The organism is Octadecabacter arcticus 238, from assembly GCF_000155735.2.
GTDB classification, from domain to species: Bacteria; Pseudomonadota; Alphaproteobacteria; order Rhodobacterales; family Rhodobacteraceae; genus Octadecabacter; species Octadecabacter arcticus.
This window is the reverse complement of the sequence record NC_020908.1, coordinates 1,574,179-1,600,680: the sequence shown is the minus strand read 5'-3', so window position 1 is coordinate 1,600,680 and position 26,502 is coordinate 1,574,179. Positions and strand designations below refer to the sequence as shown.

Below are 26,502 nucleotides of genomic sequence, written 5' to 3'. Positions count from 1 at the left end.
AATCGCGAAATAGCCATAATCAGCGTCGCCTTGAGTTCAGGAAGGCCGATCCAAGTGGTAAAGAGTTGATGAAGGGCACGCATTATCTGTTGCTCAAAAATGCGGATAAGTTGAATGAAAAACAAAGTAACAAGCTGCAAACGTTGCTGGAGAGCAATAGCAACCTGAATACGCTTTACGTCTTAAAAGAACAGCTTCAGGCTCTGTGGAGCGCCCCATCATTTGAGGGGATGTCAGAGCAACTGGAAAATTGGTGCCTGATCGCAGATCAGTCACACATGCTCTATCTGAAAAAGTTCGCAAAATCCCTAAGAAAACATTGTGTGGGCATATGCAACTACGCGAAACACAAGCTGACAAGCGCCAGGATAGAGGCTGGTAATGTCAGTATAGGAATGATCCGCAAACGAGCCAGGGGCATCAGGGATACCGAATACTTCAAACTCAAAATTAGACAATCATCCATCCCAGATAATCAATCTATGTTCGTAACTCCCAAGCACCCCAGCCGATAACGGGTTTTTGTCAGTTTTGATGTGAGTCTCCTTGGCCATTAGGCGCATGAATTTTCTGTTGTGGTCTGAATTTCGTGGCGCTGTGACGATTTCTCTGAATCATTGGTGGAATGGACCAAGTTACTGCTCTTGAACAACTCCTCGCCACGGCTCTGCGCAGGATCGCCGAGTTGGAAGCCGCGTTGGCGAGCATGGCGCAAGAGAATGCGGATCTGCGGCGTCAGTTGACCAAGAACAGCAGTAATAGCAGCAAGCCGCCTTCGAGTGATGGGTTGAAGAAGCCGGTACCGCGTAGCCTGCGTGGTAAGTCCGGTAAGAAAAGTGGTGGTTAAGTTGGCCACCGAGGCGACACCCTACGTCAGACAGCAACGCCTGACTTTGTGGAGCGACATGAGGCTGAGGCCTGTGGCACCTGTCAGCATGGCTTAACGGCTGGGATGATCAAGGCGGTGGAGAGGCGTCAGGTTTATGACATACCGGTGCCACGTCTGGAGGTCACAGAGCATCAGGCAGCGATTTATTGTTGTGGCTATTGCCGAGCCACGACGACAGCCACCTTTCCCGATGGCGTGAATACACACGTGCAATACGGTAAGCGCATTCGGGCGGCGGCGGTCTACTGCAATGTTCAGCAGCTGATCCCCGAGGATCGGGTCTGCCAACTCCTGCGTGATTTGTTTGGTGCCACCAGCCTATGCGCGGCCAGCGTGACCAACTGGGTGAACGGCACAGCGCGTACCTTGGGTGGCGTCGTCGAACACATTCTGGCCCGGCTCAATGAAGGCGGCGTTCGGCATCTGGATGAGACCGGACTTCGTGTTGCTGGTAAGCTGCACTGGCTGCACTCAATCAGCGATCTCGCCTTCACGCATTATCGCATCAGCGCCAAGCGCGGTGCTGTTCCATCCTTCCTGACCGGCGGGACAATTGTTCATGACCACTGGAAGTCCTATTACGCCCATATGAGTGGGGTGGACGCGCACGCCCTGTGCGGGGCGCATCATTTACGGGAACTCAAGGCCATCGAAGAAATCGAAAAGGAGCCGTGGGCGTGCGCGATGAGCGTGCTGCTCAACAGCGCCAATCAGCTCAAGTGCGCGGCTCAGGGGCGAGGCGAGACCGAACTCCCCACGTCGGTTCACCACGGCATCCTCACCAAATACATGGCGATCCTCACCGAGGGCCTCGCCTTCCATGAGCGACAAGACCCACTGGCTAGACGCACTGGTGCGCGAGGCCGAAAAGCCAGGCGGCCAGGCCATAACCTTCTGGTCCGCTTGCGCGACTACCGTGATGACGTCCTAAGGTTCCTTACGGACTTCACAGTTCCCTTCACCAACAATCAGGCCGAACGGGACCTGCGCATGATGAAGTTGCGCATGAAAATCTCGGGAACTTTCCGCACCCTCGAGGGCGCGCAGGTCTTCGCTGACATCAGATCCGTCATCTCGACGGTCAGAAAACACGGGGGCAATATCCTCGAAACACTCACCCTATCACCACAACAGATCATCGCTCGGCTCTAACGTCGCAAGGGCAACACAAAACCCGATATCCGATGGGGTCCTTGGGAGTTACCTATGTTCTATTTGAAATCCTAGAATAACTCAACAAAGCGGAGAAGAGCCTGTAAGCAACACGTCATCATCAGTAGAAACAAGATTATGGCACGTACAATACAATGATTAACATCAACATGTGCATGATTGACTCTCCTGTGTGGGATATCAACGGCCAGAGCGGAAAAATGCCTACACCTGCGCTTCTCAGCGTCGCGCGAAACTTTGCCCAGAAATCCAGCCGACGATCCAACCGCCAAGATGCGCTTCCCAGGCGAGGCCGCCCGACAGCAGCACGAAAATTAAGATGTTGGACGCAACCAGTCCCAGAAAGGCCATGACGACAGGCCTGACCGGGAGTTTCGATCGCCGCCGCATACGATAATCCATAGCCTGCCAGAGCCCTATTAGCCCAAATACCGCCCCGGACGCTCCGATCATCGGTGCACTACTGGACGATATCAGTCCGAAGCATGCCGCGCCCCCGACAGCCGAGAGAAACAACACCAACACCGTTTTGGCGACCCCAATATGGATTGAGACGAACTTTCCCAGCGACAAAAGGATGACACTGTTCATCGCTAGATGCATAAACCCACCGTGCAGAAAGGCGTGTGTAACGAACATCAGAGCTATTTGGCCCGGGTAAACTGGCGGCAGAGCGCCGGATAAGACCGGCTGCCAGAATGCTCCGAGCACTAAGGCTGGCCAGCGTAGGTTATCTGTTCCAATTATGCCGGATGAGGAAAAGCTCAGCACCAGTTCGATCGCGACCATAACACCTACAATCATCCAAAGGAACATAGGCGCTCCGGTCGGAGGCGACTGGCGAAGCGGTTGTTGGTTTCTTGGATATGTAGAATTCATGATTTGCATCTAATCCTTCACCTAGAGATAGCCAAGGTCGCAGCATCGGTTCTGGTCGGGTAGTTTTCCTACACATCACGGACGTCGTCTGATGACGCTCTCAACTATCCGTCACTGCAGCCCAATGAACCTGCCTCTAGGCCAAAAGCAGGCCGGTATTGTTGCTCCCTTTAGGGTCCAATTGCAGCAAACTGTCCACAACCGTTGTATTTTCCACGCTGCCTTACCACATCTGGATTGACCAAGGAGTAACACATGCGCTTTCTGAATTTGCTCAGGCTGGCGCTTGTTGCCGCCCTGTTTTGTCCCACACTTAGCTTTGCTGAGGGCACCATGATTGAATTTCCAGTATCTGAACCCGCCCGTTGGGATTACTTCAGCGATCAGGTTATGGGCGGCGTATCAGAAGGCAGGGTGGCATTCGAGATGGTTGATAATCAGCCCGTCTTGCGATTGACTGGCCGCGTTAGCACGGCCAACCGAGGCGGTTTTATTCAGGCCCGTACCGAGCTGGACGCACCGTTGTCTGACACAGCGCAAGGTATCGTTTTGACTGTGCGCGGCAACGCCCAACCCTACTACCTACACCTCAGAACAAAGTGGACTGTCTTGTCTTGGCAATTGTATCAGGCCAAATTTGAGACATCTGAAACGTGGCGGGAGGTGCGCGTTCCGTTCGAGGCCTTCGAGCCTTACGGTAGACTTTTGCGCCAGTCCTTCAAGATTTCAGATGTGCGCAGTATTGCCATTGTTGCCTTCGGACGAGACCACGACGCCGACCTGTCTGTGCGAGCTATCGGGGTCTATTGAGACAAAGGAAACTATCTTTTTTAAGGGCCCAAAAATGAGGGTGCGAAAATTCCACCCTCGAATAGCAGATTTGCATAGGTGCCCCGCAATACTTGGATTCAAACATCAAGTGCAACGGTTGATTTAAAGGCCACGATTTCGTCGGCCATAGCTTCAGCGGGTGTTCTCCATCCGAGGGTTTTTCTTGGACGGTTGTTCATCAGGTTTGCAACGTCGTTCAGCCATGTTTGGCTTGCACCGTTCAGGTCAGTTCCTTTGGGCATGAACTGACGCAGCAGTCCGTTGGTGTTCTCGTTGCTGCCGCGCTGCCAGGGGGCGTGCGGATCGCAGAACCAGATATCTATTTTCAATCGCCGCGCCAATTCCGGATGGCAGGCCATTTCGGAGCCACGGTCATAGGTCATGCTCTTGCGCAAAGCAGCGGGTAGTCGTCTCATCTGGCGGGTGAAGCTGTCGAGCGCGGCCTCGGCCCCATTGCCGTCCATTTTGCAAAGAATGACAAAGCGTGTCTTGCGCTCGACCAAGGTCCCCACTGACGAGCGATTGAATGCGCCCTTGATGAGGTCGCCCTCCCAATGGCCTGGTACCAGTCGTGCTTCGATCTCTTCAGGGCGATTGATAATGCGCAATGATTCCGGGACCATAGCACTGCCCGCCACGTGGCTGCGCGTAAATCGCGGCATAGATGGTCTCATGGCTCACATGGGCGGATGGATCATCAGGCTTCATGAGACGCAGTCTCTGCGCAATCTGCTCAGGCGACCAGTGCAGATGTACGAGCTTGCCATGAACGAAACGATTAAGATCGCTCCCCTCCACAAGCTTGCGCTTGCGGCGGCAGCGCGCGCGCCGGGCATCATAGGCCTGCCGCGCCGCTTGCGGGCAATAGCTGCCGTCTTCCTGCCGACCTCGCGCCAGCTCACGGCAGATCGTGCTCGCCGGGCGATGCAAAAGCTGGCCGATCAACCGCTGACTGCTGCCCCTATTATGCTCGGCTAATATCACGCCACGGTCCTCGCTGCTGAGGTGCTTGCTTCGTATGTCCATCACAACATCCTATGCCCAAAGGGCTCTGAGTGTTGCATTTGAAACTTGAGTCTAAGATATCTGTTGATAGTTTGGCTCGATGATTGATGCTCTGTTTAAAATGCTGCGCAGTGCATGAATGTCAGAAATGCGAAAGCTGCGCTGCAGAGTTGGTCGATTAGGTGAATGTTCGCAAAGGACCGATGCTTGCAATTGTTATTTCCGCGACGACAGCCTTTGCACAAGAGTTTTCCGATGAGGCGAAGATGCAAATGGAAGCTGCGGGAGCGCGATTGACCGAGGCGACAACCACGGCGGATCGTGTTGCCGCATTGCGTGAAATTGAGGCGATAGCTTCGGCTAACCCTGACGCACCCGACGCGCGACTTCTCGCAACGATGCTGGGCCAACAGGCAATGATCGAGTCTGGTCCGGCGGATTTGGTAGATGCGCTAGGGGTATTGGCCAGCGCTGGCGAGAACACAGATGTTAATACTTATGCCGCAATCATCGGGCCTTTGATGAGTACCGTAGCAGAGATGCAGGAAAATCATACGTTGTTGGGTGCAACCGCGATTGCCTTGGATGACGCGATCAACAACTTGAACGCCGTCGCTGATAAAATCGGACTGCCAAGCATCGCGGACACGATTTCGGAAGCCAGCGGGATAGAGGGGTTAGGGTCCACCGTAACTGATACGTTAGGAAATCTCGCCAAGTTTGCAGAGTTGGTGCGGAGCAACCCCGATGTCGCTGCTATGGATGAAGCTACCGCCAAAGAGTTCGTCGACACTTTCACAAGTCTTATGACTTTGGGCGGGCGTGTGACGATCTCGGCGCCTCTTACTATCGCCGTGCGCGATTCATTGGTGTGGAACCAACAAATGTTCGGAGAATCCGCCAAAGCGTTAAATTTGGTGGCTGACGCGATGGCAACGGGGCACCTTGATCAGGAGGCCTACGGAGAAATTAGTGATCGCCTTAACGTTTTGTCCAGAGGGCCATGGGGTAGCGACACTGCCAAGGATGTTCTGAAATCAATTTGTGACGCCATACCATTGTTTGGAAAGTGGTGCGGTGATGCGTTCAAATTAGCAGAGCAGCTTATCGGGGGTGAATGTGGCGCGATCAGCTGTGATTGCGAGAACGTCGGCGGCGGCATAATGCGCGGGCCTCTACTAGTCTCTTGCCGGCTACAAGAACAGACGGTGATAGCGCAATGTCGTGCGACTCCGCCGGTTGTCGGGAACTGTGATCCCGGCGCTATGGGGCCTGGCGCTACGAACTGATACGGTCGCTGTTTGAACAGCCGCACCGAAAAAATGCGTCAACCTTTCGGTGACAAGAGCTTACCATATTGGGCTTCCGATAGATGCAAAGTCTGCATAAGTTTATCACTGTCCACCCGTTCGCACACAAACGTTTCAACCGAAATGCGCCATTTCCATTCCCGTCAAAACTAAGATTCCGATCAGTCAGAACCGGAGCGTATCGATCTCCACAATCTCACATAAAAGCGCACGCAGCGAACTCACACTTTGTCCCGCATAGCCGCCTTTCGCCATGCCCTCACCTAAATCTCGACAGCCTGCCCCAACCTTGCGCTTTCCTGTGCGGCGATTCCGATAGCGACTGCTTTGGCGCCGTCGCTCACCGTTACCTCGACACTGCCCTGCCCGCGCACGACCGCGTTAAACCGCTGGTGTTGATAAAACGTCGATCCGTTGTGATCCCCTGCATTCAACAGTGTTGGATCGACAGGAATATCCATCGTAATCGGCCCCTGCGGCGCGCGCGGACTGATGATCAGCTGTGGCACCGGCGCGGGGCCGAGTTTCGCAGGCCAGAACCGGCCCGGACCCGGCACAAGACATTCGATCTTGCCCTTTGGCCCCACCGCACTGATCTCTTCTTGATAACGCGACCCTTCGGCGAACATGCACAGTTCAAGCATCGCCCGCGCGCCACTGTCAAAATCAACGATGACATAGCCGTTGTCCCAAATGTCCGGCGTTTGACCATCGTACGTCTCATCTTTGTGGTTCAGCGCCTGCCCTGCGCTCGCCATCACCCGCACCGGCTCTGCCTTCAGGATCAACCGCATCAGATCAAAGAAATGGCAGCATTTTTCGACCAGCGTGCCGCCCGTGTTGGCGTTAAAGCGGTTCCAGTCGCCAATCTTGGGAAGAAACGGAAAGCGGTGTTCACGAATTGTTAACATGCTGATCCCCCCCGTCGCCTGTTCCGCTTGCTCAATCAACGCGGCAACAGGCGGCATATAGCGGTATTCCATCGCCACCCAGACGGGGTGCGGATACCCCTTGAACAACGCATCCAGCGCGCCCCTTTCGGCAGGGGCGGTATAAAGCGGCTTTTCGCACAGGATCGGCAACGGGCGCTTGCTCACGACCTCGCGCAATTGGCGTGCGTGCAGGTGGTTCGGGCTGACGATCACCACGGCATCTAGATCGCTGAACGCCAGAAAATCGTCCAGCGTGTCTGCCACGACAGCCTGCGCCGCCGCCCCGTCTTTGCCCGCCAAAACCGCACAGCTTTCAGCCAGTTCGCGCACCGGATCATAAACAACCGTGACCCGCCCTTGAGGCAAAAGATTGATGTTGGCGATATGCTCGCGTGCCATCATACCACACCCGATGATGCCGTAGTTTACTATGTCCATGGATCAGTTCTTTCCTAAACGTGAAACGTAATTGATCTGGTTCGGGTCAAACCAAGTTCTTGAAAATTCTACAGTTTCGCCAGTCCGCGTGCGCCCTGTGCGTTCAATGTAGCCCGCCATATCGCCTGCAGATAGCCCGAACCGCCCGTCGACCCAATCCGGCGTCGGCGCAACATTGACGCGATCCTCGGCACTGGTGATCACCACACCCAAAGCTTCCGAATAATAGAGGTAAAGCGATTCAGACACTGCCGCTTCGTCGACCACGTCCGTGACCGCACCGTCAAGCCAGATTTCTTCCATCGCAGCAGGCACCATGTCCATGAATCGCAATCGGCGAAACCGAAATCCGTCAGCGCTGGCAAACTTCGCTTGCGCGGGAACGGCCATGCGATCAATCGATAAAACGTCTGCCGTGGGCAGCCCACCACCTTGCAGCCGTTCGATCCTCAAGAAGCTATATACTGATGACACATCACTGCGCGCGCGCACATAGTTTCCCGACCCGTGCACCCGTTCCAACAACTGCTTTTCCGCCAGCAAATCCAACGCCTTGCGCAAGGTTCCAACGGCGATTCCCAGCCCTTCGGCCATCTCGCGTTCCGGCATCAGTCGCGCGCCGTCAACCAGCCGTCCGGCCGCGATATCGCGGATCAACATTTCGGCGATCTGCACATATTTGGGCAGCGCTGTTGGGCGTTGTCGCTCTGGCATCTGCGCGTCCTCCCTTGGTGCGACTGCATCGTGAAATAATTGATACACTATTGATGCACTAGGTTTGGGGTGCTACGCAAGTGACAACACTGATCTCTTGGAGGAGAATCATGACCCTGTTTTTTGCATTATCACCGTCCAATTCGGTCCACTTTTCGCGTTCGACCGGAGGGCGAGGCGGCGACAAAGCGGGACCAATCTAATGCAAAAAACAATCGTGCCCGTCACATCTGCCAACCTCGATGCGTCCGAAGTCAGCTGGTTTTCCGCCTTGTGTTCAGATGATTACGCCTATCTTGGCGTGCCGGATGGCGCATTGCGTTCGTCATGGGAACACTGTCGCGACATCGTGCTTGAGGCCGAAAACCAAGGCTTTCGAAACGTCCTCGCTCCGTCCAGTTTTCAGGTCGGGCAAGACACATTGTCGTTCGTGGCAGGCATGGCCCCGCTGACAAAATCGATCAACATGCTCGCCGCGATCCGCTGCGGTGAAATGCAGCCCATTATGCTGGCGCGCACCGTCGCAACGCTGGATCACATGCTGAAAGGCCGCCTGACCCTCAACGTTATATCGTCCGATTTTCCCGGTGAAGTAGCCGACAGCGCGTTTCGCTACAAACGCTCCCACGAGGTCGTGGAAATCCTGAAACAGGCGTGGACGCGCGACGAAATCAACTATGATGGTGAGGTTTATAAGTTCGCCAACGTCCCAACCGCGCCCGCAACACCCTACCAAACTGGCGGCCCGTTGCTGTATTTCGGCGGCTATTCCCCCGCAGCACTCGAACTGTGTGGTCAGCACTGCGACGTCTACCTGATGTGGCCGGAACCCGAAGATCAGCTTGCGCAGCGGATGCGCGATGTGAACGCAGTGGCGGCCTGCTATAACCGCACCGTCGATTATGGTTTGCGGGTCCATATGATCGTGCGTGACACGGAAATCGAAGCGCGCGAATACGCCGATCATCTGGTCAGCAAACTGGACGATGAATACGGGAAATTGATCCGCGACCGTGCTCATGACAGCATTTCACTCGGCGTGGCCCATCAGGCCAAAGCCCGCGAACTGGCCGACAAATTCGGTTACGTTGAACCCAACCTTTGGACTGGTGTCGGCCGCGCACGATCCGGCTGCGGTGCGGCCCTTGTTGGTTCCGCCGACCAAGTCTTGTCCAAGATCGAAAACTACCGCAAAATGGGCATCCGCAGCTTCATATTCTCCGGCTATCCGCACATTGACGAAGCCAAATATTTCGGCAAGCTTGTGATGCCGGACTTGAAAACCTGCTCATTACCCCATGTTCATGGTCGTGTCCCCAGCGACACCCCTGCAACCCCTCTCGGAAACGGACCTCGTATATAATATGGCATCTATGGAACGCATTACCCTGACCCCCGATCTGTCCCTGTCGCGCATTGTCTATGGCATGTGGCGGCTTGGCGACGTTGACGACACATCCCCCAAAGCGGTTCAGGCCAAAATCGAAGCCTGTCTGGAACAGGGCATCACGACCATGGATCAGGCCGATATTTACGGCGGTTACATGGCCGAAGAAATCATGGGCGCGGGTCTGACCCAAGACATCCGCGACCAAATCGAAGTCGTGACAAAATGCGATATCCTTGCGCCAGCGGGGCGCCATTCGGATGCCCCGGGCAAATATTACGACACCACGCGTGACCATATCGTCGCCTCAGTTGACCATTCCCTGCGCTTGATGGGGATCGACAAGATTGATGTCCTGCTTATCCATCGCCCCGATCCGCTGATGGACCATCATGAAACCGGTGCGGCCTTGGATGCCCTTGTCGCATCTGGCAAAATCGGCGCAGTTGGTGTGTCGAATTTCAAGCTGCACGACTGGACCTTGCTGGAATCTGCCATGGCATCCAAGCTGGTGACTAACCAGCTCGAAGTCTCGCTGTCCACCCACGATGCGCTGACCAACGGTGATCTGGCCTTTCTGCAGGAACGCGGCGTGGCGCCCATGGCGTGGTCGCCACTTGGCGGTGGCGCATTGATGACAGCTGACACCGACCTCGGCCGCGCGATGGACGCAGTTGCGGGCGACAATGGCGTGGATCGCGCTGCCGTTGCAGTCGCTTGGCTGCTGGCACATCCAGCAAGTATTATGCCTGTTATGGGAACAAATAACATAAGCCGAATCAAAGGGTTCTCTGACGCTTTTAATGTAAAGATGACCCGCCAAACATGGTTCAAACTCTATGAATCGGCCCTTGGCCATGAGGTGGCATAGGTGAACGCTTTTGACCCAATCACGGACCAGCGCGCGTTTCGCGACGCTTTGGGTGCTTATGCAACTGGCGTGACTGTTGTGACGACCGCGTCGGCTGAGGGACCGATCGGTATCACCGCAAACAGCTTTGCCTCCGTGTCTCTCGATCCGCCCCTTGTGCTGTGGTCGCCCGCGAAATCATCCAAGCGGTTCAAATACTTCACCGGTGCAAAGCATTTTGCGATCCACGTGCTAGACGGGCATCAACAGCAGCTGTGCAACGATTTCACCCGCGACAAGTCGGCGTTTGAAGGGCTCGATTGGACCACAAACGCAAACGGCGTTCCGCTGATCAACGGCTGCCTTGCGCGGTTCGAATGCAGTTTGGACGCAGAACATGATGCGGGCGATCACGTTATCATCGTCGGGCGCGTTATTGAGGCCGCAGCACGTGATGGTTTACCGCTCTTGTTTCAGGCAGGTCGGTTCGTATCAATCAAAGGCTAAAATTAAGAATGGATCATAAGGGACTGATAAAAAGTTAAAATGTACGTTTTTGAATGACGCCTAGGGAGGGCATACTTTGGGAGGACGCTTTAAAATCGCAGCACTCGTCGCAGCTTACGCCGCGATCCTGCTGATCGGTGCCTTTTCGGACCGACGAGAGGCCGTGGCCGATGCGATTGGCGTCAGCGACATGGCCCTTGTCGGTCTAATGGCCGCGGCGCTTTGGCTGGCTTGCATTCTGCGCCCAATCCCTGCCGCACAAGCTCATGCGGCGATCAACGAGAGTATTCATAAGGTCGGCAAGTCTATTGCCGTTGCCGCATTGGTGCTCATGGTGTGCTTTATCCTGCTGCAAGTCTTCATGCGCTATGCTTTGAACGACGCGCCAAACTGGACCGAAGAAGCAGCGCGATTTGGCATGTTGTGGATGACCGGACTTATGGCGCCAATTGCCTATCGTCACGGTGGGTTTGTCGCCATTGATATGCTGGAACGCGCCCTGTCTGAACGCCTCGCCACGGTGCTCACGCTCGTGTTGTTCGCGATGTCCTTCGCGGTGCTTCTAGTGATGTGGGACAAGGGGCTGAACAATCACGTCGACAGCCTGTCAGGGCGCGGCTGTTCATCCACCCTGCGCTGGCCGTTCGGCGTCGAGATCGGAAAATGCCGCGCGAAGTTTTCGAATTATTACCAATATGCAGCCCTGTGGGTCGGCATTAACCTTTTGATCATAGTCTGCGTCGAACTGATCCTGCGCCAAGGGTTAAAATTGTTCGGGCGCGACGCTGGCCTCGCCCCGCTTGGCGACCAAGAGATCGCGAGTGCATCATAATGCTGATTTGGTTCCTCCCCCTTTTCCTTGCCATTTTGATGATTGGCACGCCTGTCGTGTTCGCCCTGTTGTTTGCCCCGGGTTTCATGACGTGGGTCACGGGCAATGAAAGGGATCTCGCGATCCTGTACCGCAATGTTTACAGCGGCATCGACAGCTTTCCACTGATGGCATTGCCGTTCTTTATGTTGGCAGGCGAGGTGATGAACCGCGGCGGCATTACCACACGCCTTGTGGAATTTTCACAGGCCTTCATGGGCCACATGCGCGGTGGTTTGGCACAGGTGAATATCCTGTCATCAATATTGTTCGCGGGCCTGTCTGGATCTGCCGTGGCCGATACATCTGCGCTTGGCTCCACATTGATCCCCGCCATGGAAAAAAACGGCTATACCCGTAAATTTGCCGCGGCGATCACCGCTGCCAGTTCTGTCATTGGCCCGATCATCCCGCCCAGCGGCATCATGATTATTTACGCCTATGTCATGGGCGAAAGCGTTGCGGCGCTGTTTATGGCGGGCATAGTTCCAGGTATCTTGGTCGGTATCGGCCTGATGGTCATGGTGCGCCTGATGGCCGATCGCTACGATTTGCCAAAAGCCGAACGCATCGTTCACAAAAACCAGACCATTGCACCGATTGAACATTGGCTGTCCCTGATCCTTTTGCGCATCAACTTCATGGGCTTGCTCTGGGCAGTGTTCCGGCTTGGGTCCTCATTTGCTGGTGTTGCAAGACCGCAAGGCTGGATGCTGGTAGGAACGCTGGCGGTGCTGCTCGTCTTCGCGCATTTCTTCTTTATGTGGTTGCGCACTGTTGTCAGCGCCGACTTCCGCATCGTGTGCAAAAAGGGCGTCGTGCCGCTGCAAACGCCAATTATCATTCTGGGCGGTATCCTTGTCGGCGTCATGACCCCGACCGAAGCCTCCACCGTCGCTGTCGCCTACGCCCTGCTGGTCAGCGTCTTTGTTCTGCGCTCCCTAACGTGGGCAGACTTCTTTGACGTGTTGCAACGCTCCGCCCTCGCGTCGGCGTCAGTGCTGCTTCTGGTCGGCGCGGCTGTGGCGTTCAAGACCATCGTGGCGACGTCTGGTGCGGCCACAACCATGGCCGACATCATCCTTGGGATGTCTGAAAACCCGCTGATCCTGCTGTTCTTGATTAACATCCTACTGTTCATCGTCGGCATGTTTCTGGACGCGGGCCCCGCGATCATCATCCTTGGCCCAATCCTTGGCCCGATTTTCACCGACATCGGCGTGCACCCCGTGCATTTCGCCATCATTATGTCGGTAAACCTCACAGTTGGCCTTGCCACGCCCCCCATGGGTCTGGTGCTTTTCGTGGCCTCGACGGTCAGCCGCGAAAAGGTCGAAACCATCGCATGGGCCATCCTGCCGTTCCTTGCGGTCGAAGTCGTGGTGATCTTCTTGCTCACCTATTTCCCGCAAATTTCCATGACGGTTCCCTATCTCGCGGACTTCCTCGGATGCCCGCCTGACATCGGTTACATGGCTTGCATTAGCCCTGGACCGCCACCAAACTAACACCAAACTAAATTCATCAATCTGGGAGGATTACTTAAATGATGAAATATATCGCAACGGCTGGCATCATCGCCGCCTACACACTTGCAGCGGCGCCTGTTTATGCGGATGGCCATTCGATCACGCTACGCGCGACCGCAAACAGCAACGAAAACGACGAAGACTATGACGGTCTGATCGTGTTCAAGAACTACGTCGAAGCCGCCTCAAACGGCGCGATCGAAGTGGAATTGTTTATCGGCACGCAGCTGTGTTCAACAGGCGCTGAATGCCTTGAGGGCGTTTCCGAAGGCTCTATCGACATCTACATCTCCACCTCTGGTGGTGCGGCTGGCATCTTTCCTTATGTGCAAGTCCTCGACCTGCCGTATCTGATGTCCGATGACCGCGTGGCCGAAGGCGTTCTTCAGGGCGATTTTGTCCGCACGATGCGCGACATGGCACTGGAAACATCCGACGATACCATTCGTCTGATGACGGTTGGTAACACAGGCGGTTGGCGCAACTTTGCCAACACTGTGCGCCCCGTCATGACACCTGCTGACATGGAAGGCCTGAAAATCCGCACAGTCGTCGCTGACTTGCCACAAGAACTCGTGCGCGCACTTGGTGCCTCCCCGACCCCGATCCCGTGGCCTGAATTGTTCACGTCTTTCCAGACCGGCGTCGTTGAAGGCTCCAAAAATGGCATTACCGACATCATGGGCATGAAATTCCCCGATGCGGGCCTGCAATACGTTACACTTGACGGTCATGCCTATATGGGTGCGCTTTGGTGGATGAACAACGAACGCTTCACTGGCATGGACGAAGCACAGCGCCGCGTTATCGTTGATGGCTTCTATGCGCTGCAGCAGGCAACATTCGCCTCGCCTAAGCGCAATTCGATCCAAGCCTACGCAGACTTCGTGGAAGGCGGCGGCAACCTTTATGTGCCGTCCCCCGAAGAGAAGGCCATGTTCGCGCAAGCTGCAACACCGGTTCAGGCGTGGTTTCGTGAAAACGTCGACGGCGGCAACGAAATCCTCGACGCATTGATCGCGGCTGTGGATGACGTTGAGGCCGATCTGGCCGCAGGCTATGACGCCGACCTGAACTAAGCTTAACCGCTAGCCAAAGGCTGGGCCGTCCCATCAGGGGCGGCCTTTTTCATTTGCAGTTCAGTGATGCATGGGTAGCGCCACGTCACCTCAACAATCGTAACATCTCTTGTCGTGGAACACTTCAAAACTGACCACTTCGGACTATATAATAAGGGAGATAGCGATCGCTAGGCTCTCTTTACAATCGTGGGTTTCCCGAACTGCGCAGCATTATGGCGCGCGCCCTTCAATCAGCAAAACGGCAATCATAAAGGAACGACAGATGAAAATTCTGATGGTACTTACATCGCATGACCAACTGGGTGATACTGGCAATAAGACCGGTTTCTGGCTCGAAGAATTTGCAGCACCTTACTATGTGCTGAAAGACGCGGGCGCGGACATCACGCTCGCCTCACCAAAGGGTGGCAAGCCCCCCCTTGATCCCAGCAGCGATTCCGAAGACGCCCAGACCGACGCCACCGCCCGTTTCAAAAAGGACGAGGCAGCGCAGAAAGTCTTGGCCAACACGCACATCTTGGCTGACGTCAACGACGCCGACTATGACGCTGTTTTCTATCCTGGGGGCCACGGGCCGCTGTGGGATTTGGCCGAAGACAAAGACAGTATCAAATTGCTCGAAGCCTTCGCACATAACAACCGCCCCATCGGTGCTGTTTGCCACGCTCCCGCAATCTTCAAACACCCCAAGGCGCAAGACGGGAAACCACTGGTCTCAGGCAAAACCGTGACTGGGTTCACCAACACCGAAGAAGACGCAGTTGGCCTAACAAATGTCGTGCCGTTTTTGGTCGAAGACATGCTGAAGGCCAACGACGGCGACTACCAAAGGGGCGACGATTGGGCCTCCTTTGTCGTCACGGACGGCACCTTGGTCACCGGCCAGAACCCCGCGTCTTCCGAAGAGGCGGCAAAGAAACTTTTGGCTTTGATGTAATCTGTCAACGTGGGGGCACTTTTGGTGCCCCCGCACGACTGACGGTCAGATGATTTAGCGAAACGGATACATCCACACGCGGTAGTCATCCACCAAGACCTCGGCGCGCGCGCGTTGCTCGGCGCTCATTCTCGGCGTTAATTGTTCCAGACTGTCCGGCGCATCAATGTCACCACCGATCGCGCTCAACGCATACCACAAATACGCCCGCACCAGATCCGGCGCAGGCATCCCGCGGCCCAATTCATAATACCATCCAATCCCTGATTGCGCCCCAGGATGGCCCTTCATCGACGCGCGCAGGTACCACTCAAAGGCGCGTTCATCGTCGCGTTCTACCCCCAGCCCCAGCGCATACATCACGCCGATCAGCTCTTCGGCATCGGCATTTCCGGATCGCGCCAGAACCTCAAACTGGGCGCGCGCCTCGACGAACGCCCCCGCCTCCATCAGATCACGGGCCTCCTCAAGATCGACGGCCAAGACAGGGCTTGAGATGGTCACGAAACCTGCCAAAATGACGCAATGAATCGTATGACGCATGTACATACAGGTTGTGTACAGGGTGTGCACGCGATGTGCCTCCTTATTTTGGGGGCTGGCGCAGCTTTGGCGGACCTGATTTCAATGGATGATTTCGTGGACGCCGACCCAGCGCAAGCCCGCATTGGGCAATTGCTGTTTTACGACAAAATATTGAGCGGCAACAGGAACATATCCTGCGGAACCTGCCATCACCATGACCAAGCAGGCGGCGACGGGCTGTCCTTGGGCATTGGCGAAGGCGGCATTGGTGTCGGGCCAGACCGCACCGCCGAAGACATCCGCAAACGCATCCCCAGAAACGCGCCAAGCCTTTGGAATATAGGGCATAATTCTATTGATTTATTGTTTTGGGATGGCCGGCTCGAAGTGTCAGATCAGTTCGACAACGGCTTTGATTCCCCTGCCGAAGAATGGCTGCCAGCGGGCCTCGACAACATCGTCGCAGCGCAATCCCTGTTTCCCCTCACGGCGCAATTCGAGATGGCCGGAAACCCCGGTGAAAACGATATCGCTGGCGCGACCCATGACAGAATTGATGCGGCATGGCCGATCATCGAAACGCGTATTCGCGCCGAGCCTGAATACGTGAGGTTGTTCTTGCAAGCATTTGATTCTGTTAATGACATATCCGATATTACTATCGTTGAGATTGGTAATGCGATGGGGGCATTCATCACGACCGAATGGCGCAGTTTCGACAGCCCCTATGATGCATGGCTGACCGGAACGGCGCTGCCAGACAACGCCGAACGTGGCCGCGACTTGTTCTTTGGCACAGCCGGTTGCGCAAGCTGTCACAGCGGCCCTCTGTTCACCGATCAGGATTTTCACGCACTTGGCCTGCCAGCTTTTGGACCCGGTCGCACACGTTCTTTTGACAAGATGCCGCGTGATGTGGGCCGAATGGGGGAAACGGATCTATTATCAGATGCTTATAGATTTCGAACACCATCCTTGCGCAACGTCGCACTGACCGCACCCTATGGTCATAACGGTGCATATCCAAACTTGGGCGACATGATACGCCATCATTTGGACCCTGTTGGCGCCCGCGCCGCATGGACGACTGACATGGCTGCGTTGCCTGTCGCGCCGTGGATGGAGGGCGTTGATTTTGCAATACAGCAGGACCGCCGTGAAATGGCGCGTCAGAAGGAGGTTTTGGATATCATTCCTGTGACCATGAACGCAACGCAAGTTTCTGATATAGAAGCGTTCCTTCATGCATTGACGGGCAACACGGCTGAGGAACGCCCCCTAGGACGGCCAGCGACAGTGCCCAGCGGATTGCCCGTCGATTAGCCAAGATGTCGACTAGCTTAAAACCTCGAATTGCGCAAAACTTCGGCCAAAGGCCGCCGTTATCGGGGCGGTGCATCGCCTGTAGGAATGCCAAAGCGAATGACCTGAACAAGTCGGCGATCGGACGCAATGCCAAACCTGTCACAGACCTGTCTGTTGGCGGTCGGGTGATCAGACACTGCCGCCATTGGCCAGCCCGCGAACCCCAGTGACGCCGCCTCGAGGCACAAGCGAAGATAGGCGCGGCCAGATACGATTGGACTTTCAATAATATCACAGTGAAACAATGCTATAAGCGGTGAAGTTAATGTCACTTCATGTTCAGTAATAAGGTTTTTGGTGAACCCAAAAACGTTCAAAAACCGCCACAACTTGATCAAAACGAAAGGGACCGCGCGGGCCTCACCGCGGCTCAAACGCATAGACGCGCGGTCCATTCCGTCGAGCCCGGCGCGCGGGTGCCTGTCATTCAACCGCATCCAGCTGACCAGTTCATGGCGAAAACCGGCGCTTTGCATGATTTCAAAACTCGCCCAATCGTTGCGCTCGGCGATCCAGTCACGACTTGTCAGATCCACAATGAGGCGCGTATCTGCGCGGGTCCAACCGTACAATTGCACAGGTTGGGATGCAAATTGACCGCGCCAAGTGAAACGGCGCTCAAGCTGGGCATGTAGGCCGTCTTTTGGACCGCGCGACAAGGTCAAATGCGCAACTGCGACAAGGCCCAGACCTGGTGATGTATCTTTGTCGGTCAAGGTTGCGCAGGCGGCTATGTCATGGGCCGACAAGGCCAGTACCATCGCCACAAGAACCGCGCCACAAGACAGGGCTGCGTCGCGCCCTGTGGGGTCGCCAACCGTCAGGCCGACATTGGTATCACAAAACAACGACAGCACGTCCCCGTCGCGCACCCAGCGGGCGGGTTGGGTGTTGTGGACGGTCGGTGCAAGCGCTGCGCGCATCACGCAATTTTCAAATACCTCATGCGAAATCATGGGCTTGACCGTGACATCAGCCACGCCATGCGTTGCACCACTGCCAATTCAAGTTCAGCCCGTGGCGATGTTGCCAATGACGGCATCGACAGCGCCACAAGGGTCATAGGCGCGTCGTCAGCAAGCAAGATATGGCTGGCGTCAAACAGGCGAAACAGATGGCTGATGTGATCGGCTTGCGCACCGTCGATTAGGGGCGGATCAGCGCGGCGAAGCACGGGGCGGACAGTAAAGATGTGGCGCAGAACGGCTGGATCGAAGTCCGCAAGTTGTGGCACGTCGATCAATGCCGCGCCGTCCACCATTGGGTGCGCTTGCAGGCCGCGCAGGAACCCCAACGTATCGCGGGATCGGTCTTCGGCGAGGTGGCGCAACAGGGTTTGCGATTGTTCTTCAGATCGCAGGGCTTTCGCCTCGATGAACAACACAGCGACCATCACCGCCGCGAGGATGACGGCCAGCGTCAGGATCGTCGCGTCCTTGTCCATATCGACCATATCGGCCACCACAAATCCTGACAGGCCAGCGGCTAAAACGATTGCAAGAAACGACACCAACGGCGCGCGGTGCTGCGCCTGAGAGCGGCCAAGGCTGACGGCAAGCCAGCACAAGAATAGCACACCCAAAGGTGAAGTTTGGGCCGGAAGATCAAGAGAAACCATGAAAAAATCGGATGCAGCCAAGGGCACAAGCAGAAAAAGAGACAGCGATAATCGTTCAGCCGTTTGATTTTCAGCGACCGTCAAGCTGGACTTTTCGCGAGACAAAACCATCCATGCGCCGATGAAAAACCCGCTGACTTGAAAAGTAAGAAGACCGATCAGACGCGGCGGATCAATGCTATCAGACCACCAAAATGACAGGATGGAGAAGACGATTGTGCCACACATGACCCAAACCTTGACCCAGCGTGTGGCGTGGCGGCGCAGTAATCCTTCGGCCAAAAGCAACACGGAAACTGGTATAAGGGTGACGCCTAACAGGATGAAGAAGCAAAAGAAATCCAGCCCTGTCAAGATGAGCAGCGCGCGTCCTGCGAACAGCATGGCTATAACGCGAAGACCCAACAGGAAGCGCCTGTTCAGCGGCGCCCACGGATCGCGAGCGCAGATCACGCTTTGTAAAATCAGCACCCCAGCGAGGGCAGCCAGCGACAGGAACAGATTGGCAGTGTCGGGCGCCGCCAGTGTCACTGGATCAATCCATTCAAGAACTTACGTGCCAGAGGGTGCATGATAGCAGCGATGATTGCAGGTTTGGGGGGGGGGCGGTGCAATCAAACATCACGATCGTCCCCGGAGGGGCGCGAAGGATAGGTATCCTTAGCGGGGCGCAGGATCGAAAATTGTCGTGTGCTGTCAGACCAGTAGAACACCGGCGGGATCAAGCGGCGCAGGACCACGTAGATGCCAGTGGACAGAACGCCAAACACCGCAGATTTAGGGACTTCGCGCGACAGATAGCGCCGAAACGCGGGCAAGTCTATTTGACCCAGTTGCAGCACATCGTCGCCGCGTGTGTAATCCAGTTGCGCGGCACAGAAGTCGTTGAAAACCGCGGCGCGGTGCTTGGGTGCCTGATCCCACGTCTTTTTGAGGTCATCTGACCCGCCGGTATAGGCGTTGGTGATGACAAATCGCGTCTCATCGAATTCGGCGTCCTCGCCCACCCCGAATACGTGGCGATGCCCCGCCATAATGCGGCGCGCCATCAAGACATGGTTCAGCGTGCGCCGATCGGCGTCGGGCCGTGGCCAGACGCCAGAAAACATCTCTGACACCATGCCGACAACTGCGGGAACCTGTGTGACATTGGAAATCCAAAGCGGGCGGAATTGGTTGCGCACGAACAACAGGAAACACGTCAGGCCATAGAGCACCCAACTCAGACCACCGAATTGCTGGTCAGGATCGACCATGACCAAGCCGAGATGCAGCACATCGGTGGGGTCCGGCTGGGTATCAAGCGTCATGATCGCCAGCGCATTAAAGGCAATCGGCGTGCCATCGCGGTGGGTTACGAGTGTGATGATGGTGTCGCGCATGCGGTCGCGATTCCCCGCGAACACGCCGTAACTCAGGCGCCCTGCATCCAGTGTTTTGGCCGCTATGGTGCGCAAATCTGCCGTCAGGGCCTGCAAATCAGCCTCAGACATCCAAAGGCCCGGGCGTTCCATGATGCGCACCACGCGGTCACGTCCGTGGCGCAAGTTCACGTCCATATGCTCCCGACGGAGCGATTTGAGGATGGGTCCGATCATATGGGTCCGAACATACTGGGCCTGCCGCGTTTATCCGTTGGGTTAGCCCTAGGGTATGGGCGCAGGTAATGGCAGGCAAGCGTGGAAAGCCTGACCTTTTTGCGGCAATCGCGCTTGACCAAAGCGGGTACTAAATATAGAACATAACAGGAACATTAATATTGGAATCATAGATGCGCAGCGCCCTGCCACCGCCAAAATCCGCGACCGATCTGTTGATGCAGCGGGCTGAAACGGCTGGCCACAAAGGCGAATCTGACGCGCAACCGACCCTGCGTGAGGTGTTCAGCGAAACCGTCACCGACGGGGCGGCATTGGCGTTTATGTTGGCGCAATTGAACCCTGCAAAGGGGCCTGTGTTGTGGGTGTCTGATCGTCTGTCGCGGCGCGACGCGGGGGTGATTTGCATGGCAGGACTGGACCCCAAAATTGATATTTTGCGGGTCGATGTTTCCAGATCAGTTGATGTGCTTTGGGCGATGGAACAGGGACTTGGGTGCGCCACACTGGGCGCTGTGGTGGGTGAGGTTTGGGGCGATCCGCCTGCGCTTGATTTCACTGCATCCAAACGGCTCGCTCTCAGATCCGAAGCCCATGCCGTGCCTGCATGGCTGATCCGGCGCGCAGGCCATGCCAACCTCAGTGCGGCGCGTGCGCGCTGGCGGCTGTCGTTACTGGCGTCCCTGCCCAATGCAGATGACATGCACGCCCCCGGTCAACCGCTGTGGCACGCGCACTTGTTCCGTTCCCGATGGGGGACGCCGGGGGATTGGGTCGCGCGTGCGGGTGACGGCGGGGGCGATAATGGGGGTCTGCACCTTGATCACCGCGTCGAAGGCCGCCCCATGCACGAGGCGCGCCATGGCTAGACCAGACACACGCTCGGATATACGGTCGCCCACACGGCGACCAAGGACAGCAGCGCGATGAGGGGGGAGGACAAGCTGCCCGTCCTGCCCTTTCCAGCACCAAACGCGTCGCACACCCCACCGGACACGCCCATAAAGGCAACGGACACCGCCGACATGCTGGCCCATGCGATTGAGGCTTTGCAGCGGGCGATGGCGCCAAAACCAGCTGATCCGCGGGCGGGCGATGTGCCTGCGCAAGGGGACGGGCGGGACTGTGATGAAGAAGATAGTTTTACGCCCGTGGGCGAACCCCGTTGGCGGGGGGCCGCATCGCGCAGACAGACCGACAGCGCAAAGACCAGCACCCCAAAGACCGGCACCCCAAAGGACGGGCGGATGGACGTCGCATCTCGCGCGTTCACTCCGACTGACAAAGACCCCTTGGCGCGCAGGATCACAGCGCTGCATTTCCCACGTCTGACGATCAATCGCTGGCAGCGGCATATGGACCGCACCGGGCAAGCCCCGCCGCCTGAAATCCCCATAGCACTGGCGGTTGAGGGGTCGCACGGCCCTGTGGTGCATGCCACCAATCGCGCGGCAGACCAAACCGGTGTCCACATTGGCGCCCGCGTTGTGGATATGCGCGCGCTATGTCCTGAATTGCAGGTCGAATTTGCCGATGTGGCGGGCGATCAAGCGGCGCTGAAACGGTTGATGCTGTGGGTGCGGCGCTGGTGTCCGTGGTCGGCTTTGGATGGGCCGAATGGCTTGATCCTGGACACCACGGGATCGGATCATCTGTGGGGCGGCGAAGCGGCGATGCTGCGTGAAATTGAAGGCAAGCTGTCCACACTGGGGCCATACTACACGACATTAGGATGGTTGAGGGTGTCAGAAGGTGATTTAGGAGCGGACTCTTATCGCTAAAAAAGGTTCCACGGATGATCACGAAAGCCCTGACGACCCTCAAGAAGAGGTTATCCCCCCATTTAGAGTTGAGCAACAGTCGCCTTGAAACGATGTGCCTCTTGATCATGGGAATGGTGAATGCCCGGACGGTAAATTTGAGCCATCTGGCCTGTGAGTTTCCTACCGATAGCAAGGTTGAAAGCACCTACCGTCGCCTACAACGCTTTTTCCAGCATGTTGATCTTGGCTCGGATTGGGCGGCCCCCTTGCTTGTTAAAATGATTGGTTCTGGCCCCACCTGGCATTTATGCTTGGACCGAACAAATTGGAAAATTGGCCAACGCCATGTCAACTTCTTGGTCTTAGCCATTGTCACACGCCGCCACCGTATTCCGTTGATGTGGAGCGTTTTGGGGCGTGCAGGGAACAGCGATACTGCTCAGCGCATTGCCTTGATGAAACGTTATCTGTTGGTGTTTGAGGTCTCCACCATCAAGTTCTTGTTAGCGGACCGGGAATTCATTGGAGCACAATGGTTGGATTTTCTTCATAAAAACAACGTCCCATTTGTCATCCGTATCAAAGCAAACCAACTTGTGACCACACAGGACGGGAAAACGCAAAATCTAAGCACCTTGTTGCGCACCTGTCGCGGTAAGCGCAACTTTGATGCCCGATTTGGAGGCAACAATTTGGGGGAGGCCACGTGGTTTAGCTTTGCTGCAAAGCGCATCAAGGGGGGTGAGCTTTTGATCGTCGTCTCTAACCGGCCCGCACATCGGGCCCTCGCCACCTACAAGAAAAGATGGGCCATTGAGAGCCTCTTTGGCGACACAAAGACACACTGGGTCAATCTTGAAGACACACGACTGACCATCTCCAAAAAACTTGAGCTTCTTTTAGGTCTCGTTGCGCTCGCGGTTGCATGGGCATCTAAAACCGCCACAAAGCTTATTGGAGGCGGGAAAATGAAGCGGAAAAAACACGGATAATTTGCAAAGTCATTCTTTCGAATTGGCTTCGATCAGCTCCGTAAACTGCTCAGGTCAGACCCAAACGCCGCTGTCTCACCGTGGATACTAATTCCACCCATAATCACAAGAGTCGTGTATACTCCTGCGCCTGAATTGACCTGACGATTTTGGGCCTGCGATTCACTTCGTCGCATGGCCAAAGGCGGTTCAGTCTGTATTTTGAGTTTATGAGCAAGCAATACAAAACAGTCTCCTTATCCGACGAGCAGCGCATAGCACTTGAAGCGCTTTGCCGCCGCCGCAAAGTTGACGCCCTTGTTTGGAAACGGGCGCGCGCGTTTCTTCTTTTGGACGCAGGAGAAGACGCCGGAACGGTTTGCCGGATTTTGGATATTGGCCCGACAGTTTTGACGGAGTGGCGGTTTGCCTTTGCCGGTGCGGGACTATCGTTTTTCGGTCTGAAGGACTACAGCCAGCGTCAGGGTCATTTGTCCGTCGTGCAAGAGCAGGCGGTGAGAGCCCATTTCACCGCGCAGCCTGCCCGCAATGCCGATGAGGTCTGTGCCTATGTTCTAGCCGAGTGCGACCAAAACTACAGCACGTCGGGAGCCGCCAAGCTGATGCGCCGCCTGGGGTTCGCGTATAAGAAACCACAATTGCTGCCTGCACAGGCCGATGAAGCCAAGCAGGCTGCGTTTATTGCCAAATATGAGGCCCTGATGAACGGGTTGGCCGCAGATGAGATGGTTGTCTTTTCGGACGCTGTCCACCCCGAACACCAGAGCCGCCCCGCCCATGGTTGGTTCCCCAAGGGACAAAAGACGGCCCTGAAGGCGACATCAGGGCGCAAGCGGCTCAACATTCAGGGCGCGCTTGACCTTGAGACTTTCCAGGTCACCTTTGTGGAAGGCGAGAAGATCAATGCCCAGACAACCCGACAGATGCTGGAAAAGTTGGAACGCAACAACCAAACCAAGACGGCCATCCACGTCTTTGTCGACAATGCCCGCTATCATCATGCCAAGATACTACAGCCATGGCTGGACAGCCCAGAACGTCGGGTGAAGTTGCATTTCTTGCCAGCATATGCCCCGCACCTCAACCCGATCGAGCGTCTTTGGGGTGTTATGCACAAATGGGTCACCCACAATCGGCACTATGCAACGTTCAACCAATTCACAGAGGCCATTTTCGACTTCTTCCGCAAGACCCTGCCAGAAAAATGGCCAGAGTTCCGCGACACCGTCACCGACAACTTCCGCGTCATATCGCTCAAGGAATACAAAGTGATTTGAGGGGAAAACCTCAGGTCAATTCAGGCGCGGGAGTATAGTATGCAAAATCCCTAAGAAAACATTGTGTGGGCATATGCAACTACGCGAAACACAAGCTGACAAGCGCCAGGATAGAGGCTGGTAATGTCAGTATAGGAATGATCCGCAAACGAGCCAGGGGCATCAGGGATACCGAATACTTCAAACTCAAAATTAGACAATCATCCATCCCAGATAATCAATCTATGTTCTATTTGAAATCCTAGAATAACTCAACAAAGCGGAGAAGAGCCTTTTTTTCAAGCGCGCGTTGTGACAGCACATTCGATCCGACGGCCTGGCACGCCTCAGCGCGGCAAATCTTGACGATATGCCGGCCCGCGGGCGCTTCGCGAAAATCATGATAAACGAAATCACACCATGCACTTCGGCGCGGGTGATATTGAGGCGGTCTGCAATAATCTGCACCACATCGCTCGGATTGAACCCTTATTCCGCCTGAATGCTATGCAGAATTGGCAAAAGTGGCCCTTCTTGCGTTGCGTGGCTGGCAAGGATACCTTGCATAATTTCGATGGTTGCTGCGTCGGCCATGTGGCGTCCCCCATTAGAGCCCCCCTTGTCATGGTTTTCGCACGGTTAATCAGTATCGGGATTCAGTTTATTGATAGACAAACTCTATCAAGAGCCGTCAAGTTCGGAAAGCGACCTGGCGCGGTCCAAAAGATCCGCAAGAACGGTGGTAAAAGGTTCGCGGTGTGGCGCCACGATGCCAAAAATATGGCTGGCGTCGGGATCAATCAGCGGCACGGCCCCCAGATCGTCGCCCTACAGAATAATTTCAGCCGCTCGGATCGGCAGAATCGTTGCCCGAATGCTGCGGACCACGTGGCTCATTGGAACAACGATAGAGGACGCTTCGATTTGCGGTGTGACCTCGACACCTGCTTGCGACAAATGCTGGGTGATGATGCGGCGGTTCTGCATATCCGGCGTCAGCAGGCACAGCGGCTTCCCGCCCAGATCACCCCATTTGACCGGACCAGCCAACAGTAGATGTCCTGCCTCGGCGACCAAGACGTATCGTTCAGCATACAAAGGCACAGTCGCCACGCGGCCAAGCGGTTCGTTGTTAATATATGTGAGCCCTGCATCAATTTCGCGGTTGTCGAGCATGGACGGGATCTGCGCCGACGTCTTGGATTGCACGGAAAGCCGCACATTCGGATGTGCATCGTCAAATTCTGCCGTCAGTTCGGCGACGACGGTCAGCGCTATTGGAATGACGGCCAGCCGCAAGTCGCCTGACAGACCCGTCCGTGCCACACAAGCATCACGCCAAGCTGGTCTTCAAGCTGTTTTGATCGCCGTAGACAGCGTTGCTTGCGTGAAACCTTGTGCGATTGCCGCGCGGCCAAAGTGTTCCTCGCGCGCGAGGGCAATCAACATTTAGAGTTTGTCGATCATCAGGGCGGCTTTCGATAGGAATGGCCTATCACCCCCCGCGCGACGATCCGCTGCAAGGCCTTGGTGGGCGTTCAGCGATGATCTATCACCCTTGCATTCATCATTTTAACATCCACACACCATCCAGACAGAAAGATATTGACTATAGGCAAAGTAACACTCCTGCGTGACCCTGCGGGCGAGAACGAGAACGATAAACCTCGGCTATGTCGACCTTGAGCGGATCGATCTGCTTGTGCAGGACAGATTTTATTCGAACAGAAGTGGTATGATCCGCATTGCGATCCGAAATCTCATCGATGGACACGAGGACGTTGTCCCTAAATCCATTGAACGCCACACCATGGAACTTGGTCTTCGGGACTATTCTGTTGCCGACCGGCAGGTGCTGCGCAACGTTGAGGAGGCATTGCACGTAAAGGTCGTCGGCCTTGCGCGGATTGCTGCTGATGTGACGCCGGAACTGGCGCTGGCCACAATCGGATCCATCAGTGTGTTACGCGCACTGCAAGCCAGCGCAGAGGTCAAAATGGCCATCGCCGATCGCGTAACGTGAAATCCATCCATTTCTGGCCCTCATCAGG

General features: G+C 55.7%; 24 protein-coding genes and 4 pseudogenes. 19 read left to right on the top strand and 9 right to left on the bottom strand.

What is annotated here, in order from left to right:
* Nucleotides 1–2 precede the first annotated feature (2 nt).
* The 3 genes and pseudogenes from OA238_RS08345 to tnpC all read left to right on the top strand — a co-directional run.
* Nucleotides 3–515, top strand: a pseudogene (locus tag OA238_RS08345) (ISL3 family transposase); the annotation flags it as partial.
* 110 nt (nt 516–625) lie between these two features.
* Complete coding sequence (locus OA238_RS33625) at nt 626–847, top strand: DUF6444 domain-containing protein (protein ID WP_051076388.1); 222 nt, start codon at nt 626–628, stop codon at nt 845–847.
* Nucleotides 848–862: 15 nt separating this feature from the next.
* Nucleotides 863–2,041 (top strand): annotated as a pseudogene (gene tnpC, locus OA238_RS08340) (IS66 family transposase); the annotation flags it as partial.
* Between the two features lie 240 nt (nt 2,042–2,281).
* On the opposite strand, the gene OA238_RS08335 reads toward tnpC, so the two are convergent.
* A complete protein-coding gene (locus tag OA238_RS08335; protein ID WP_245581468.1) occupies nt 2,282–2,851 on the bottom strand; it encodes a rhomboid family intramembrane serine protease in 570 nt (189 codons plus the stop codon).
* Nucleotides 2,852–3,196: 345 nt separating this feature from the next.
* On the opposite strand from OA238_RS08335, the gene OA238_RS08330 reads away from it, so the two are divergent.
* Nucleotides 3,197–3,751: a CIA30 family protein gene (locus tag OA238_RS08330; RefSeq protein ID WP_015494853.1), complete on the top strand. Its 555-nt coding sequence runs from the start codon at nt 3,197–3,199 to the stop codon at nt 3,749–3,751.
* Between the two features lie 98 nt (nt 3,752–3,849).
* On the opposite strand, the pseudogene OA238_RS29970 reads toward OA238_RS08330, so the two are convergent.
* A pseudogene (locus OA238_RS29970) lies at nt 3,850–4,798 on the bottom strand (IS30 family transposase).
* Between the two features lie 161 nt (nt 4,799–4,959).
* Between OA238_RS29970 and OA238_RS08320 the strand changes: the two are divergent.
* The gene (locus OA238_RS08320; protein WP_144055864.1) at nt 4,960–6,066 is read left to right on the top strand and encodes a hypothetical protein; all 1,107 of its coding nucleotides are present in this window, start codon (nt 4,960–4,962) and stop codon (nt 6,064–6,066) included.
* Nucleotides 6,067–6,350: 284 nt separating this feature from the next.
* Here OA238_RS08320 and OA238_RS08315 read toward each other — a convergent pair whose 3' ends face one another.
* The gene (locus tag OA238_RS08315; RefSeq protein WP_015494851.1) at nt 6,351–7,457 is read right to left on the bottom strand and encodes a Gfo/Idh/MocA family protein; all 1,107 of its coding nucleotides are present in this window, start codon (nt 7,455–7,457) and stop codon (nt 6,351–6,353) included.
* 3 nt (nt 7,458–7,460) lie between these two features.
* Entirely contained in the window at nt 7,461–8,171 is a 711-nt protein-coding gene (locus tag OA238_RS08310) for a GntR family transcriptional regulator (RefSeq protein WP_015494850.1), read from the bottom strand.
* Between the two features lie 202 nt (nt 8,172–8,373).
* Between OA238_RS08310 and OA238_RS08305 the strand changes: the two genes are divergently transcribed.
* From OA238_RS08305 to OA238_RS08275, 7 genes are all read left to right on the top strand, one after another.
* Nucleotides 8,374–9,534: an LLM class flavin-dependent oxidoreductase gene (locus OA238_RS08305; RefSeq protein ID WP_015494849.1), complete on the top strand. Its 1,161-nt coding sequence runs from the start codon at nt 8,374–8,376 to the stop codon at nt 9,532–9,534.
* A 10-nt stretch (nt 9,535–9,544) separates the two neighbouring features.
* Nucleotides 9,545–10,429 carry an aldo/keto reductase gene (locus OA238_RS08300; protein ID WP_044038115.1) on the top strand — a complete coding sequence of 295 codons (885 nt, stop codon included), beginning with the start codon at nt 9,545–9,547 and terminating at the stop codon, nt 10,427–10,429.
* Nucleotides 10,430–10,915 (top strand): flavin reductase family protein, encoded by a 486-nt coding sequence (locus OA238_RS08295; RefSeq protein WP_015494847.1) that lies wholly within the window; start codon nt 10,430–10,432, stop codon nt 10,913–10,915. It begins immediately after the preceding gene.
* 76 nt (nt 10,916–10,991) lie between these two features.
* Complete coding sequence (locus tag OA238_RS08290; RefSeq protein WP_015494846.1) at nt 10,992–11,747, top strand: TRAP transporter small permease; 756 nt, start codon at nt 10,992–10,994, stop codon at nt 11,745–11,747.
* Nucleotides 11,747–13,294, top strand: coding sequence for a TRAP transporter large permease (locus tag OA238_RS08285; protein ID WP_015494845.1), 1,548 nt, complete (start codon nt 11,747–11,749; stop codon nt 13,292–13,294). The genes OA238_RS08290 and OA238_RS08285 overlap by 1 nt, the downstream gene beginning before the upstream one ends.
* A gap of 38 nt (nt 13,295–13,332) precedes the next feature.
* On the top strand, nt 13,333–14,394 hold the full coding sequence (locus tag OA238_RS08280; protein ID WP_015494844.1) for a TRAP transporter substrate-binding protein: 1,062 nt from the start codon (nt 13,333–13,335) through the stop codon (nt 14,392–14,394).
* 265 nt (nt 14,395–14,659) lie between these two features.
* Nucleotides 14,660–15,334, top strand: coding sequence for a type 1 glutamine amidotransferase domain-containing protein (locus tag OA238_RS08275; RefSeq protein ID WP_015494843.1), 675 nt, complete (start codon nt 14,660–14,662; stop codon nt 15,332–15,334).
* A gap of 54 nt (nt 15,335–15,388) precedes the next feature.
* Here OA238_RS08275 and OA238_RS08270 read toward each other — a convergent pair whose 3' ends face one another.
* Nucleotides 15,389–15,883: a tetratricopeptide repeat protein gene (locus tag OA238_RS08270; protein ID WP_085982741.1), complete on the bottom strand. Its 495-nt coding sequence runs from the start codon at nt 15,881–15,883 to the stop codon at nt 15,389–15,391.
* Nucleotides 15,884–15,910: 27 nt separating this feature from the next.
* On the opposite strand from OA238_RS08270, the gene OA238_RS08265 reads away from it, so the two are divergent.
* Nucleotides 15,911–17,182: a cytochrome-c peroxidase gene (locus tag OA238_RS08265; RefSeq protein ID WP_015494841.1), complete on the top strand. Its 1,272-nt coding sequence runs from the start codon at nt 15,911–15,913 to the stop codon at nt 17,180–17,182.
* A gap of 59 nt (nt 17,183–17,241) precedes the next feature.
* Here OA238_RS08265 and OA238_RS08260 read toward each other — a convergent pair whose 3' ends face one another.
* The 3 genes from OA238_RS08260 to OA238_RS08250 form a co-directional block, all read right to left on the bottom strand.
* On the bottom strand, nt 17,242–18,180 hold the full coding sequence (locus OA238_RS08260) for a hypothetical protein (RefSeq protein WP_015494840.1): 939 nt from the start codon (nt 18,178–18,180) through the stop codon (nt 17,242–17,244).
* Nucleotides 18,177–19,373, bottom strand: coding sequence for a hypothetical protein (locus OA238_RS08255; RefSeq protein ID WP_015494839.1), 1,197 nt, complete (start codon nt 19,371–19,373; stop codon nt 18,177–18,179). The genes OA238_RS08260 and OA238_RS08255 overlap by 4 nt, the downstream gene beginning before the upstream one ends.
* Before the next feature lie 83 nt (nt 19,374–19,456).
* Entirely contained in the window at nt 19,457–20,440 is a 984-nt protein-coding gene (locus OA238_RS08250) for a hypothetical protein (protein WP_015494838.1), read from the bottom strand.
* 173 nt (nt 20,441–20,613) lie between these two features.
* Here OA238_RS08250 and OA238_RS08245 point away from each other — a divergent pair, with 173 nt between their 5' ends.
* The 5 genes and pseudogenes from OA238_RS08245 to OA238_RS29965 all read left to right on the top strand — a co-directional run.
* Complete coding sequence (locus OA238_RS08245) at nt 20,614–21,309, top strand: ImuA family protein (protein WP_015494837.1); 696 nt, start codon at nt 20,614–20,616, stop codon at nt 21,307–21,309.
* Between the two features lie 57 nt (nt 21,310–21,366).
* Complete coding sequence (locus OA238_RS08240) at nt 21,367–22,221, top strand: Y-family DNA polymerase (RefSeq protein WP_015494836.1); 855 nt, start codon at nt 21,367–21,369, stop codon at nt 22,219–22,221.
* A 14-nt stretch (nt 22,222–22,235) separates the two neighbouring features.
* Nucleotides 22,236–23,195, top strand: a complete 960-nt coding sequence (locus OA238_RS08235) for an IS4 family transposase (protein WP_245581467.1) — start codon at nt 22,236–22,238, stop codon at nt 23,193–23,195.
* Nucleotides 23,196–23,404: 209 nt separating this feature from the next.
* On the top strand, nt 23,405–24,472 hold the full coding sequence (locus OA238_RS08230) for an IS630 family transposase (protein WP_015494038.1): 1,068 nt from the start codon (nt 23,405–23,407) through the stop codon (nt 24,470–24,472).
* Nucleotides 24,473–24,510: 38 nt separating this feature from the next.
* Nucleotides 24,511–24,717 (top strand): annotated as a pseudogene (locus tag OA238_RS29965) (transposase); the annotation flags it as partial.
* Nucleotides 24,718–25,279: 562 nt separating this feature from the next.
* On the opposite strand, the gene OA238_RS34700 reads toward OA238_RS29965, so the two are convergent.
* Nucleotides 25,280–25,777, bottom strand: a complete 498-nt coding sequence (locus tag OA238_RS34700; protein WP_051076426.1) for a LysR substrate-binding domain-containing protein — start codon at nt 25,775–25,777, stop codon at nt 25,280–25,282.
* A 307-nt stretch (nt 25,778–26,084) separates the two neighbouring features.
* On the opposite strand from OA238_RS34700, the gene OA238_RS08220 reads away from it, so the two are divergent.
* On the top strand, nt 26,085–26,474 hold the full coding sequence (locus OA238_RS08220; protein ID WP_015494834.1) for a hypothetical protein: 390 nt from the start codon (nt 26,085–26,087) through the stop codon (nt 26,472–26,474).
* The last annotated feature ends 28 nt before the right edge of the window (nt 26,475–26,502 follow it).

What these genes read in the sequence shown, in the direction of transcription:
- OA238_RS33625 (WP_051076388.1), top strand. Translation starts at nt 626, where the DNA reads ATGGACCAAGTTACTGCTCTTGAACAACTCCTCGCCACGGCTCTGCGC.
- OA238_RS08335 (WP_245581468.1), bottom strand. Translation starts at nt 2,851, where the DNA reads ATGGTCGCGATCGAACTGGTGCTGAGCTTTTCCTCATCCGGCATAATT.
- OA238_RS08330 (WP_015494853.1), top strand. Translation starts at nt 3,197, where the DNA reads ATGCGCTTTCTGAATTTGCTCAGGCTGGCGCTTGTTGCCGCCCTGTTT.
- OA238_RS08315 (WP_015494851.1), bottom strand. Translation starts at nt 7,457, where the DNA reads ATGGACATAGTAAACTACGGCATCATCGGGTGTGGTATGATGGCACGC.
- OA238_RS08310 (WP_015494850.1), bottom strand. Translation starts at nt 8,171, where the DNA reads ATGCCAGAGCGACAACGCCCAACAGCGCTGCCCAAATATGTGCAGATC.
- OA238_RS08305 (WP_015494849.1), top strand. Translation starts at nt 8,374, where the DNA reads ATGCAAAAAACAATCGTGCCCGTCACATCTGCCAACCTCGATGCGTCC.
- OA238_RS08300 (WP_044038115.1), top strand. Translation starts at nt 9,545, where the DNA reads ATGGAACGCATTACCCTGACCCCCGATCTGTCCCTGTCGCGCATTGTC.
- OA238_RS08285 (WP_015494845.1), top strand. Translation starts at nt 11,747, where the DNA reads ATGCTGATTTGGTTCCTCCCCCTTTTCCTTGCCATTTTGATGATTGGC.
- OA238_RS08280 (WP_015494844.1), top strand. Translation starts at nt 13,333, where the DNA reads ATGATGAAATATATCGCAACGGCTGGCATCATCGCCGCCTACACACTT.
- OA238_RS08275 (WP_015494843.1), top strand. Translation starts at nt 14,660, where the DNA reads ATGAAAATTCTGATGGTACTTACATCGCATGACCAACTGGGTGATACT.
- OA238_RS08270 (WP_085982741.1), bottom strand. Translation starts at nt 15,883, where the DNA reads ATGTACATGCGTCATACGATTCATTGCGTCATTTTGGCAGGTTTCGTG.
- OA238_RS08265 (WP_015494841.1), top strand. Translation starts at nt 15,911, where the DNA reads ATGTGCCTCCTTATTTTGGGGGCTGGCGCAGCTTTGGCGGACCTGATT.
- OA238_RS08260 (WP_015494840.1), bottom strand. Translation starts at nt 18,180, where the DNA reads ATGATTTCGCATGAGGTATTTGAAAATTGCGTGATGCGCGCAGCGCTT.
- OA238_RS08250 (WP_015494838.1), bottom strand. Translation starts at nt 20,440, where the DNA reads ATGATCGGACCCATCCTCAAATCGCTCCGTCGGGAGCATATGGACGTG.
- OA238_RS08245 (WP_015494837.1), top strand. Translation starts at nt 20,614, where the DNA reads ATGCGCAGCGCCCTGCCACCGCCAAAATCCGCGACCGATCTGTTGATG.
- OA238_RS08240 (WP_015494836.1), top strand. Translation starts at nt 21,367, where the DNA reads ATGAGGGGGGAGGACAAGCTGCCCGTCCTGCCCTTTCCAGCACCAAAC.
- OA238_RS08235 (WP_245581467.1), top strand. Translation starts at nt 22,236, where the DNA reads ATGATCACGAAAGCCCTGACGACCCTCAAGAAGAGGTTATCCCCCCAT.
- OA238_RS08230 (WP_015494038.1), top strand. Translation starts at nt 23,405, where the DNA reads ATGAGCAAGCAATACAAAACAGTCTCCTTATCCGACGAGCAGCGCATA.